The organism is Pedobacter puniceum (genome assembly GCF_009674685.1).
GTDB classification, from domain to species: domain Bacteria; phylum Bacteroidota; class Bacteroidia; order Sphingobacteriales; family Sphingobacteriaceae; genus Pseudopedobacter; species Pseudopedobacter puniceum.
The window spans coordinates 265974-278064 of record NZ_WKJI01000001.1; the positions used below are offsets into that span (position 1 = coordinate 265974).

The following is a 12091-nucleotide window of genomic DNA, read 5'->3' on the forward strand; positions in this document are numbered from 1 at the left end:
AATCAAAATTTAAATATGAAAAACAGCTTACTATTACTATCAGGTGCTACACTTACTAACGCCCAAGACCTTTCTAGAAAAGGCTTTTTTAACAAAACAAAATTAGGCGTAGCCATACGAACCAATACAACTCCACCTTATTCTGGTGTTTTTGGAGATGAAGGTAATGGTACAGAAATTACAACTATAAATGGTTGGCATTTAAACCAGCATATTTCTTTGGGTTTAGGTATAAGTGCATCTACTTATATCAATCCAACTTTATCATCATATCCTATATTTGTAAATACACATTACTATTTTAAAGAAAGCTTTAAAACGCCTTATACTTTTGCAAATTTAGGCTATGGCATTACATCTAACAGATATAATGGAGGCTTACTATACGAGATAGGCGCAGGCTACAATCTTAAATTAGGCAAGAAAACAGCCCTAACACCAGAAATATCTTACAAATATCAAGATTTTAGATATAAAACTTCTGATAGTAAAATAGCTTTAAGTTCTATAGCATTAGGTATAGGCATTCTTTTTTAAACTTCAATGATTTATTAGAGCGTTTAAGTATTAACAGCTTAAACGTTTTTTACACCTATGAAATCTAAAATAATTATTGCCACTTTATTTGTTTTACTCTTAAACAAAAGTGCCCAAGCGCAGCATTATTTTTATACACATCTAAAAGTTCCATTTTTTGAATATTTAAATAAGTCAAATAAAGGGCGGCCCGACAGAAATACTGATGGAATAGCTTTAAATGCAGGCTATGCTATCCAGTTAATGCCCGATTTTTACCTAGAAACAGGTATAGATTATTTATTAGGAAACTCTTTAACCAATAAAAGCTACACCGATAATACTTTAACAGAATTAAAATCAGAAACAAGTCTGAGCAATCAAGCATTTTCTTTACAAATAAGGCCTACCTATAAAATTTCTATAGATGAGGATGATGAAACCTATTTGGCACTAGCTTGTGGATTAAATTACCAAAAGCTCTATACAGATGCTTCTTTTACCATGTATGCTAAGAATAGTCATAACCAAACAAGCACCCAAGAAAAGCAAGCGACTGCTAAAAGCAACTTCTATTTAGCGCTAGAGCCTAAATTGGCTTTAGAATTTAAAACAGAAAAGAAAATAGCTTATCGTTTTGGATTTAATTATACCCGTATAAATTGGGATAGAACTATCCAGAAGCTAAATTTTAATGATGTAGCTTATCAACAACCCAAGCACAAAACCTCTACCATTTTCTTTTTTGGAGGTTTTGTGTTTTAAAATTATATTTATCAAATATCATCAAAAATGAAATTTATGAAAAACATCACCAAAAGAGACTTGAAAGCCTTTTTATTAGGCTTTGCAACAATGCTTCTAATTGAGCTAGCTTTAAATTGGGGCGATTTGGAACGAGGTTTTAAAGATGGTTACAATGGTGGTAAACCCTATCCTAAAGAGATTGATAAATAGCGTTTTAAATAAATCATTTTAAACTTGCAAAATACAAAGTCACTCGCTACCTTTGCAGTCCATTAAAAGTGAATAGAAGGGTGGTATTTAAAAAATGATTATTATCAACGTAAAAGACGGAGAATCAATTGATAGAGCTTTAAAGCGCTTCAAGAAGAAATTCGAAAAAACAGGTGTTTTAAGAGAACTTCGTAGTCGACAAGCTTTCGAGAAAAAATCGGTAGCTAGAAGAATGGAAGTTAAACACGCTATTTACAAGCAAGGCTTAAATTTAGAATCTTAATAAATAATATTTTCTTATAAGATTCTTACATTATATAAAAACTATTTGTATATTCAGTTTTGAATAAAACAAATAGTTTTTTATGTTTTTAGAGCGTTTTTTCAATTATCTACAGTATGAAAAAAGGTATTCCCAGCATACCTTAACCGCTTATAAAAACGATTTACTTCAATTTGAAAATTTTCTAAAAGAATTTGAATCAGATTTTCTAACCGTTAATCACCAGCAAATAAGAACATGGATGATTACCTTGTTAGATGATGGTATAGAAGCCAGATCTGTTAATAGAAAAATATCAACCTTAAGAGCTTTTTACAAATTCTTGGTCAAAGAAGAAATACTTACCATTAACCCTGTTTTAAAAGTACAAGCACCAAAAGTAGCTAAAAAGCTACCAGCTTTTGTAGAAGAGGCTAAGCTTATAGGCTTATTAGATAGTGCTAGTATTTTTGAAGGTGGTTTTATTGGTGTTAGAGATAAACTAATTCTAGAATTATTATTTGGTACAGGCATACGCTTAAGCGAGCTTCTGGGGTTAACCATAAGTGCTATAGATTTAAACAGCCAAACCATTAAAGTTCTAGGTAAAAGAAACAAAGAAAGAATAATTCCCATCAACCATTCCTTGGTAAATCAAATAAAAGATTACTTAAGAGAAAGAATAGTTGTTGTTAAAGATACAAATATGACATCCTTTATCGTTACAGAAAAAGGAGAACAAGCTTATGCAAAACTAATTTATAGAATTGTGCATCGTTATTTAAGTTTAGTAACCACACAAGACAAAAAAAGCCCTCACCTATTAAGGCATAGTTATGCAACATCATTATTAAACCATGGTGCAGACATAAATGCTATTAAAGAATTGTTAGGGCATGCAAGTTTGGCTGCTACACAAGTATACACGCATAATTCTATAGAGAGAATCAAAACAATTTATAAACAAGCCCATCCAAAGGCTTAAAAACAGGAGGTAAAATGAAAATCGGAGTTCAATCCATCCACTTCAATGCCGACAAAGATTTATTGGCATTCATTCAGAAAAAAGCAAACAAACTAGATTTGTTTTTTGACCAGATTATTGGGGGAGATGTTTATCTAAAACTAGATAATGTCTCGGATGAAGCTAATAAAATTGCGGAAATTAAGCTGATGATACCTGGGAATACTTTATTTGCCAAAGAGCAATGTAAAAGTTTTGAAGAAGCAACAGATTTAGCAGTAGAATCATTACGTAAGCAAATTCATAAGCATAAAGAAAAAATTAAAGCTCATGAGAGTAATCATAAACAAATTATTTCTCAAGCTATAAATTAGCTATATAATTCATTATCAATAGCCTTCCAAGGCGCTTAATCGATGATTCAAAAAATCATCGATTTTTTTTTAAAAAAAATTTTGTTCGAATAGTAATTTTTGTACTTTTGCAGTCCCTCAAGCACAGGTCTTCAGGGATAAAAAAATAAAGTTCTTTAATTTCAACAAAAGCCTCCTTAGCTCAGCTGGTAGAGCAACTGACTTGTAATCAGTAGGTCATTGGTTCGATTCCGATAGGAGGCTCTTAGTGCGGGGGTATCGCATAGCGGCAATTGCGGCGGACTGTAAATCCGCTCCTTCGGGTTCAGTGGTTCGAGTCCACTTACCCCCACAAAAGTAACAAGCGGAAGTAGCTCAGTTGGTAGAGCGATAGCCTTCCAAGCTATAGGTCGCGAGTTCGAACCTCGTCTTCCGCTCCACTTATTAAAAAACTGATATAGCCGCCTGTTTTAAAAATTAGGCAGGGCTTTTTTTGTTTAAAAGCCGATGTAGCTCAGCGGTAGAGCACTTCCTTGGTAAGGAAGAGGTCATGGGTTCAAGTCCCATCATTGGCTCGATAAGATAGAGATTAAGAAAATAAAGTATATAAAATTAACCTACTAATAAGTATAAAATCATGGCAAAAGAAAAATTTGACCGTAGTAAACCACACTTAAACATCGGTACAATCGGTCACGTTGACCACGGTAAAACTACATTAACTGCAGCTATTACTAAAGTATTAGCTGATGCAGGTTTATCTGAGGCTCGTTCATTTGATTCAATTGACTCTGCTCCTGAAGAAAAAGAAAGAGGTATCACTATTAATACTGCACACGTAGAGTACTCTACAGCTAACCGTCACTACGCACACGTTGACTGTCCAGGTCACGCGGATTACGTGAAAAACATGGTTACTGGTGCTGCTCAAATGGATGGTGCTATCCTTGTTGTTGCTTCAACAGATGGTCCAATGCCTCAAACTCGTGAGCACATTCTTTTAGCTCGTCAGGTTGGTGTACCAGCTCTTGTTGTTTTCATGAACAAAGTAGATATGGTTGACGATCCAGAGTTATTAGAACTTGTTGAAATGGAAATCCGTGAGTTATTATCTTTCTATGATTTCCCTGGTGATGACATTCCTGTAATCCAAGGTTCTGCTTTAGGTGGGTTAAATGGTGATGCTAAATGGGTTGGTAAAATCATGGAATTAATGGATGCAGTAGATAACTTCATTCCAATTCCACCAAGATTAACTGATCTTCCTTTCTTAATGCCTGTTGAGGACGTATTCTCAATCACTGGTCGTGGTACTGTTGCAACTGGTCGTATTGAAAGAGGTGTTATCAATTCTGGTGATGCAGTTGATATCTTAGGTATGGGTGCTGAGAACTTAAAATCTACAGTTACTGGTGTTGAGATGTTCCGTAAAATATTAGATAGAGGTGAAGCTGGTGATAACGTAGGTTTATTATTACGTGGTATTGAGAAAACTGATATCCGTCGTGGTATGGTTATCTGTAAACCAGGTTCAGTAACTCCTCACACAGATTTCAAAGCTGAGGTTTACGTATTATCAAAAGCAGAAGGTGGACGTCACACTCCATTCTTTAACAAATACCGTCCTCAATTCTATTTCCGTACAACAGACGTAACTGGTGAAATCACTTTACAAGAAGGTGTAGAAATGGTTATGCCTGGTGATAACGTAACAATCAATGTTAAATTGATTAACGCTATCGCAATGGAAAAAGGTCTACGTTTCGCTATCCGTGAAGGTGGTAGAACAGTAGGTGCTGGTCAGGTAACTGAAATTGTAGCTTAATTTTAAGCATTATAAATATTTGAAAGCTAAGGTATTTATTGCCTTAGCTTTCTTTAACAAAAACGGGAATAGTTCAACGGTAGAATAGAGGTCTCCAAAACCTTTGATCAGGGTTCGAATCCTTGTTCCCGTGCTAAAGCAATACAAATGGCTAATTTTGCAGAATATATAAAAGAATCTTACACAGAGCTTACTGAAAAAGTAACTTGGCCAACTTGGGGTGAATTGCAGAATAGTGCTATCATAACCTTAGTGGCTTCTCTTATTATTGCATTAATAATTTTTGCAATGGATGAGTCTGCAGGTAATCTGATTAAATTAATTTATAAGTCATTCGTATAATATAATTAAAGATGAGCGACCAACTAAAGTGGTATGTAGTAAGAGCGGTAAGTGGGAAAGAAAAAAAAGTTAAGCAATATATAGATGCTGAAATCAGCCGTTTAGAGCTTACACATTTGGTTCCTCAGGTTTTAATACCTATGGAGAAATACTATCAGATGCGTGATGGTAAAAAAATCGCTAAAGAAAGAAACTACTACCCAGGGTATGTTTTAATAGAAGCTGCTTTAAATGCAGAATTAGAATTAATCATTAAAAATATTAATAGTGTTATTGGTTTCTTAGGAGATAAAAGCGGAAATGCCGTTCCTCTAAGACCCGCTGAGGTTAACCGTATTTTAGGTAAGGTTGATGAGATGGCACAACAAGGAGAGATGATTAACATTCCTTATTACGTAGGCGAAAATATCAAAGTAATGGATGGTCCTTTCAATGGCTTCTCTGGAGTAATTGAAGAGGTAAATGAGGAAAAGAAAAAGCTAAAAGTTATGGTTAAGATTTTTGGAAGAAGAACTCCATTAGAACTTAACTATATGCAAGTAGAAAAAGAGTAAAAAGTATAAAGTAGTAAGTATAAAGTATCAAGATTAGATAGGTACTAAATACTAATAACTAGATACTTAATACTAATAAAAAATGGATATGAGCTCAACAGAAGAATGCTTCCACATTAATTAACGTTGAGAAATAAATAAATAGAAAATGGCAAAAGTAGTCAGTGCGTTAATCAAATTACAAATCAAGGGTGGCGCTGCAAATCCATCACCTCCAGTTGGTCCAGCATTGGGAGCAAAAGGGGTGAATATTATGGAATTTTGCAAGCAGTTTAATGCTCGTACCCAAGATAAACCAGGAAAAGTTCTTCCGGTTGTAATTACTGTTTACGCAGACAAATCTTTCGATTTTATCATTAAAACTCCACCAGTAGCTATTCAATTAATGGAAGTTACTAACTTAAAAAGTGGATCTGCAGAACCTAACCGTAAAAAAGTTGCTAGCGTAACTTGGGAACAGGTAGAAGTTATTGCAAAAGATAAAATGCCTGATTTGAATGCATTCACAGTAGAATCAGCGATGAGAATGGTAGCTGGTACCGCCCGTAGTATGGGTATAAACGTTACAGGAAACGCTCCCTGGAACAATTAATTAAACAACAAAGTTAAAGACAGTGGCTAGATTAACAAAAAATCAAAAGACAGCACTTTCCAAACTTGAAGCTGGTAAAGCTTACTCTTTAAAAGAGGCAGCTAACCTGGTTAAAGATATCACAACAACTAAATTTGATGCATCAGTAGATATTGATGTTCGTTTAGGTGTTGATCCACGTAAAGCCAATCAAATGGTTCGTGGTATTGCTACTTTACCACACGGTACCGGTAAGACAGTACGCGTTTTAGCATTAGTAACTCCTGATAAGGAAGAAGAAGCTAAGGCTGCTGGTGCTGATCACGTAGGTTTGGACGAGTATATTGCTAAGATTGAGAGTGGTTGGACAGATATCGATATTATTATTACTACTCCTAGCTGTATGGCTAAAGTTGGTAAACTAGGTCGTATCTTAGGTCCACGTAACTTAATGCCTAACCCTAAGTCAGGTACTGTAACCCAAGAAGTTGGTAAAGCAGTTGCTGATGTTAAAGGTGGTAAAATCGACTTTAAAGTTGATAAAACAGGTATTATCCATTGCTCAATAGGTAAAGTATCTTTCCCTGCTGATAAAATTTATGATAATGCTTTGGAGGTTCTTCAAATCATTTCGAAATTGAAACCATCAGCTGCTAAAGGAACATATTTCAAGAGTATTCATTTATCTTCAACTATGTCTCCTGGAATTGAAATTGAAACTAAAACAGTAGCGGGAATTTAATATTATGAGAAAAGAAGAAAAACATGAAGTTGTTTCTGCTTTAGCTGAACAAATGAAAGAGTACGGTAATTTCTATATTACTGATACATCTGATTTAACAGTGGCAAAAATCAATAATATTCGCCGCAAATGTTTTGAGAACGAAATTGGTATACAGGTAGTAAAAAACACGCTAATCAGAAAAGCTTTAGAGCAATTAGATGGTGATGTGGCTCCTTTATTCAATGTTCTTAAAGGTTCATCTTCTGTGATGTTTTCTACAACAGGAAACGCACCTGCAAAGCTTATTAAAGCTTTAAGAAAAGAAGGTGATAAACCAGTTTTAAAAGCAGCATATATTGATTCTACTGCATTTATCGGAGATAACCAATTAGACGCTCTAGTTAATCTTAAATCTAGAGAAGAGCTTATTGGAGATATCATCGGTTTATTACAGTCACCAGCGAAGAATGTTGTTTCAGCACTTCAGTCTGGAGGAAACAAATTGGCAGGAATTGTCAAAACTTTACAAGAAAGAGGTTAACCAGATACCTAAAATTTGGAATTAATAAAACAAAAAGTAAAATTTTAAAAATTAAATATAATGGCAGATTTAAAAGCGTTTGCTGAGCAGTTAGTAAACTTATCAGTTAAAGAAGTAAATGAGTTAGCTCAAATTTTAAAAGATGAGTATGGTATCGAGCCTGCTGCTGCTGCAGTAGCTGTTGCTGGTCCTGCTGCTGGTGGTGCTGATGCACCTGCTGCTGAAGAGAAAACATCTTTTGATGTAATCTTGAAAGATGCTGGTGGTCAGAAATTAGCAGTTGTTAAATTAGTTAAAGACTTAACTGGTTTAGGCTTAAAAGAAGCAAAAGATTTAGTTGACGGTGCACCTAAAGAATTAAAAGCTGGTGTTGCTAAAGACGAAGCTGAAGCTCTTAAAAAACAATTAGAAGAAGCAGGAGCTGTTGTTGAGATTAAATAATTAAAATCTCTCCACAAGATATAGCCTTAGACTCCCTCCGTTAAAACGGATCGGAGTCTATGGCTTTTGGTGTATATCACCAATTTTAATGAAAATGCTGGATGGCTGTTCAGTATTAATCGAATTTTCGGTTTAGTTTAACTAAAATTTTAGACCCTTGGCAAACAAAAGCAATCAAAGGATAAACTTTGCTCAAAGTAAGCATGTAATTGATTATCCTGATTTTCTGGATGTTCAAATCCAATCGTTCAAGGAATTCTTTCAGTTAGAAACTACTTCAGATAACCGTCATACAGAAGGGTTATTTAAAGTTTTTGCTGAAAACTTTCCGATCTCAGACTCGAGAAACATATTTGTTTTAGAATTTCTGGATTATTTTATTGATCCACCTCGTTATGATATACAAGAGTGTATTGAGCGTGGATTAACTTATAGTGTACCTCTCAAGGCAAAATTAAGATTGTCTTGTAATGATGAGGAACACGAAGACTTTGAAACAATCGTTCAGGATGTTTATCTAGGAACTATTCCTTACATGACTCCGAAAGGAACTTTTGTTATCAATGGTGCAGAGCGTGTAATCGTTTCTCAATTACACCGTTCACCAGGTGTGTTTTTTGGTGTAAGTCGTCACACTAATGGTAGTAAATTATATTCTGCCCGTGTTATTCCTTTCAAAGGTTCATGGATAGAGTTTGCTACAGACGTTAATAATGTGATGTATGCTTACATAGACCGTAAAAAGAAATTCCCTGTAACCACACTTTTAAGAGCAATTGGTTATGATTCTGATAAAGATATTTTAGAATTATTCGACTTAGCTGATGAAGTTAAGGTTAGCAAATCAGGACTTAAGAAATATGTAGGTCGTAAACTTGCTGCAAGAGTTCTTAAGAAATGGGTAGAAGATTTTGTGGATGAGGATACAGGTGAAGTTGTTTCTATTGATAGAAATGAAATTATTCTAGAAAGAGAAACTATTTTAGAAGATGATCATATCGATATGATTGTTGATGCTGGTGTTAAAACTTTAATCCTTTCTAAGGAAGATAGCAACAGCGGAGACTATACTATCATTTATAATACATTACAAAAAGATACTTCTAACTCTGCTAAAGAAGCGGTAGAACATATCTACAGACAATTACGTAATGCTGAACCACCTGATGAGGAAACCGCTCGTGGTATCATAGATCGTTTATTCTTCTCAGATAAACGTTATGATCTAGGCGACGTTGGTCGTTACCGTATCAATCGTAAGTTAAAATTAGATACTCCTGTGGAGACTAAAGTTTTAACTAAGATGGATATCATTGCGATTGTTAAATACTTGATCAAATTAATTAACTCTAAAGAGGATGTTGATGATATCGATCACTTATCTAACCGTCGTGTTCGTACTGTAGGTGAGCAGCTTTATGCTCAGTTTGGGGTAGGTTTATCAAGAATGGCTAGAACCATTCGTGAGCGTATGAATATCCGTGATAACGAGGTATTTACTCCAACTGATTTGATTAATGCTCGTACATTATCTTCAGTAATCAATTCATTCTTCGGAACAAACCAGTTATCTCAATTTATGGATCAAACCAATCCATTAGCAGAGATTACTCATAAACGTCGTTTATCGGCTTTAGGTCCTGGTGGTTTATCAAGAGAAAGAGCTGGTTTTGAGGTGCGTGACGTTCACTACACTCACTACGGTCGTTTATGTACCATTGAAACTCCAGAAGGGCCAAACATTGGTTTGATTTCTTCTCTTTGTGTACATGCTAAAATCAATAACCTTGGATTTATAGAAACACCTTACCGTAAAGTTGTTGATGGTAAAGTAGCAGTAGACCAACCGGTGATTTATTTAAGCGCAGAAGATGAGGATGGTATGACCATTGCTCAGGCTAATGCGCAATATGATGAAAAAGGAAATTATGTTGATGATAAAGTAAAAGCTAGATATGAGGGTGACTTCCCGGTAATTGAGCCAGAAAAACTTGATTATATGGATGTTTCTCCAAATCAGATTACTTCTATCGCGGCATCATTAATTCCTTTCTTAGAGCATGATGATGCGAACAGAGCTTTGATGGGATCTAACATGCAACGTCAAGCTGTACCATTATTACGTCCAGAAGCTCCTGTAGTAGGTACAGGTTTAGAAGGTCGTGTAGCTCGTGATTCAAGAACGCTAATTAATGCAGAAGGTAATGGTGTGGTTGAGTATGTTGATGCTAATAAAATTACCATTAAATATGACAGAACAGAAGATGATGCTTTAGTATCATTTGATGGAGAATCTAAATCATATAACTTAATTAAGTTCAAGAAAACCAACCAAAGTACTTGTATCAACTTAAAGCCAATTGTTAAAAAAGGACAAAGAGTTGAAAAAGGTCAAGTTCTTTGTGAAGGTTATGCAACACAGGATGGAGAGTTAGCTCTTGGAAGAAACTTAAAAGTTGCTTTCATGCCTTGGCAAGGTTACAACTTTGAGGATGCTATCGTAATTTCTGAAAGAGTTGTTTCTCAGGATATCTTCACTTCACTTCATATTGAGGAATTTGAATTAGAAGTACGTGATACTAAACGTGGTGAAGAGGAGTTAACTCCAGATATTCCTAACGTTTCTGAAGAAGCTACTAAAGATTTAGATGAGAACGGTATCATTAGAGTAGGTGCTGAAGTTAAAGAAGGCGATATCCTTATCGGAAAAATAACTCCTAAAGGAGAATCAGATCCTTCACCAGAAGAGAAACTTTTAAGAGCAATCTTTGGAGACAAAGCTGGTGACGTTAAAGACGCATCTTTAAAAACTCCTCCATCAATTAACGGTGTTGTTATTGATACTAAATTATTCTCGAGAGCTAAGAAAACTTCTAAAGCAGAAGAAAAAGCTCAATTAGATAAATTAGAAGCAAGACACGAGAAAGCTGTAAGAGAACTTCGTGAAGCGTTGGTAGAAAAACTATTTACCATTGTAAATGGTAAAACTTCACAAGGTGTTTACAATGTTTATAAAGAGCTTTTAATTGCTAAAGGCGTTAAGTTTACGCAGAAGTTGTTAATGGAATTGGATTATAATCATATTAATCCAACTAAATGGACAACTGATGAAGATAAAAACGAATTGATTAAAGCGCTTCTACATAACTTCAATATTAAAGTTAACGAAGAATTAGGTGCTTACCGCAGAGATAAATTTGCTATTAGTGTGGGTGATGAGCTTCCTTCAGGTATCGTTCAAATGGCGAAAGTTTATGTTGCTAAGAAACGTAAATTAAAAGTTGGTGATAAGATGGCTGGTCGTCACGGTAATAAGGGTATTGTTGCTCGTATTGTTCGTGATGAAGATATGCCTTTCCTTGCTGATGGAACTCCAGTTGATATCGTGTTAAACCCACTAGGTGTACCTTCTCGTATGAACCTTGGACAGATTTACGAAACTGTTTTAGGTTGGGCAGGTAAAGAATTAGGGTTGAAATTTGCAACTCCAATTTTTGATGGTGCATCTCATGATGAGGTTGAACATTACGTGAAACAAGCTGGTGTACCAGAATCAGGAAGAACCTACTTATATAACGGTTTAACAGGTGAGCGTTTTGACCAACCAACAACTGTAGGTATCATCTATATGTTGAAACTAGGTCACATGGTTGATGATAAAATGCATGCTCGTTCAATAGGACCATACTCATTAATTACACAACAACCATTAGGTGGTAAAGCACAATTTGGTGGTCAGCGTTTTGGTGAGATGGAGGTTTGGGCACTTGAAGCGTTTGGTGCTGCTAACATTCTACAAGAGATATTAACAGTTAAATCTGATGATGTTGTAGGAAGAGCAAAAACTTACGAAGCAATTGTTAAAGGTGAAAATCTTCCAACTCCAGGTGTTCCAGAATCATTCAACGTATTGGTTCATGAACTAAGAGGATTAGGTTTAGATATTACATTAGACTAATAAGTTCAAGGTTTAAAGTTGAAGGTTTAAAGTTTAAATACTTTGCTTTCAACTTTGGACTTATGACTTTCAACTTAAAGAAA

Annotated in this window: 14 protein-coding genes and 5 tRNA genes; all 19 read left to right on the top strand. The window is 35.0% G+C overall.

Annotation, left to right across the window (positions count from 1 at the left end):
* Positions 1-15 precede the first annotated feature (15 nt).
* Positions 16-537 carry a hypothetical protein gene (locus tag GJJ64_RS01215; RefSeq protein ID WP_154285960.1) on the top strand — a complete coding sequence of 174 codons (522 nt, stop codon included), beginning with the start codon at positions 16-18 and terminating at the stop codon, positions 535-537.
* Between the two features lie 57 nt (positions 538-594).
* On the top strand, positions 595-1281 hold the full coding sequence (locus tag GJJ64_RS01220; protein ID WP_154285961.1) for a hypothetical protein: 687 nt from the start codon (positions 595-597) through the stop codon (positions 1279-1281).
* Positions 1282-1317: 36 nt separating this feature from the next.
* Positions 1318-1473: a hypothetical protein gene (locus GJJ64_RS01225; RefSeq protein WP_161792115.1), complete on the top strand. Its 156-nt coding sequence runs from the start codon at positions 1318-1320 to the stop codon at positions 1471-1473.
* A 94-nt stretch (positions 1474-1567) separates the two neighbouring features.
* The gene (gene rpsU, locus GJJ64_RS01230) at positions 1568-1756 is read left to right on the top strand and encodes a 30S ribosomal protein S21 (RefSeq protein ID WP_039450240.1); all 189 of its coding nucleotides are present in this window, start codon (positions 1568-1570) and stop codon (positions 1754-1756) included.
* Between the two features lie 82 nt (positions 1757-1838).
* The gene (locus tag GJJ64_RS01235; RefSeq protein ID WP_154285963.1) at positions 1839-2720 is read left to right on the top strand and encodes a tyrosine-type recombinase/integrase; all 882 of its coding nucleotides are present in this window, start codon (positions 1839-1841) and stop codon (positions 2718-2720) included.
* 14 nt (positions 2721-2734) lie between these two features.
* Positions 2735-3073, top strand: coding sequence for a ribosome hibernation-promoting factor, HPF/YfiA family (gene hpf, locus GJJ64_RS01240; protein WP_154285964.1), 339 nt, complete (start codon positions 2735-2737; stop codon positions 3071-3073).
* 170 nt (positions 3074-3243) lie between these two features.
* Positions 3244-3316: transfer RNA gene (locus GJJ64_RS01245), tRNA-Thr, on the top strand.
* A gap of 8 nt (positions 3317-3324) precedes the next feature.
* A tRNA-Tyr gene (locus tag GJJ64_RS01250) sits at positions 3325-3404 on the top strand.
* 12 nt (positions 3405-3416) lie between these two features.
* A tRNA-Gly gene (locus tag GJJ64_RS01255) sits at positions 3417-3492 on the top strand.
* 63 nt (positions 3493-3555) lie between these two features.
* Positions 3556-3627 (top strand) — tRNA-Thr (locus GJJ64_RS01260).
* A 62-nt stretch (positions 3628-3689) separates the two neighbouring features.
* The gene (tuf, locus tag GJJ64_RS01265) at positions 3690-4877 is read left to right on the top strand and encodes an elongation factor Tu (RefSeq protein ID WP_154285965.1); all 1188 of its coding nucleotides are present in this window, start codon (positions 3690-3692) and stop codon (positions 4875-4877) included.
* A gap of 62 nt (positions 4878-4939) precedes the next feature.
* Positions 4940-5010 (top strand) — tRNA-Trp (locus GJJ64_RS01270).
* Positions 5011-5024: 14 nt separating this feature from the next.
* Positions 5025-5219, top strand: coding sequence for a preprotein translocase subunit SecE (gene secE, locus GJJ64_RS01275; RefSeq protein ID WP_026902987.1), 195 nt, complete (start codon positions 5025-5027; stop codon positions 5217-5219).
* An 11-nt stretch (positions 5220-5230) separates the two neighbouring features.
* Entirely contained in the window at positions 5231-5773 is a 543-nt protein-coding gene (gene nusG, locus GJJ64_RS01280) for a transcription termination/antitermination protein NusG (RefSeq protein WP_026902988.1), read from the top strand.
* Between the two features lie 148 nt (positions 5774-5921).
* A complete protein-coding gene (gene rplK, locus GJJ64_RS01285; RefSeq protein WP_154285966.1) occupies positions 5922-6365 on the top strand; it encodes a 50S ribosomal protein L11 in 444 nt (147 codons plus the stop codon).
* Between the two features lie 22 nt (positions 6366-6387).
* Positions 6388-7086, top strand: coding sequence for a 50S ribosomal protein L1 (gene rplA / locus GJJ64_RS01290; RefSeq protein ID WP_026902990.1), 699 nt, complete (start codon positions 6388-6390; stop codon positions 7084-7086).
* Between the two features lie 4 nt (positions 7087-7090).
* Complete coding sequence (rplJ, locus tag GJJ64_RS01295; RefSeq protein WP_154285967.1) at positions 7091-7609, top strand: 50S ribosomal protein L10; 519 nt, start codon at positions 7091-7093, stop codon at positions 7607-7609.
* Between the two features lie 60 nt (positions 7610-7669).
* On the top strand, positions 7670-8050 hold the full coding sequence (rplL, locus tag GJJ64_RS01300) for a 50S ribosomal protein L7/L12 (RefSeq protein ID WP_154285968.1): 381 nt from the start codon (positions 7670-7672) through the stop codon (positions 8048-8050).
* A gap of 157 nt (positions 8051-8207) precedes the next feature.
* Positions 8208-12008: a DNA-directed RNA polymerase subunit beta gene (rpoB, locus tag GJJ64_RS01305; protein ID WP_154285969.1), complete on the top strand. Its 3801-nt coding sequence runs from the start codon at positions 8208-8210 to the stop codon at positions 12006-12008.
* The last annotated feature ends 83 nt before the right edge of the window (positions 12009-12091 follow it).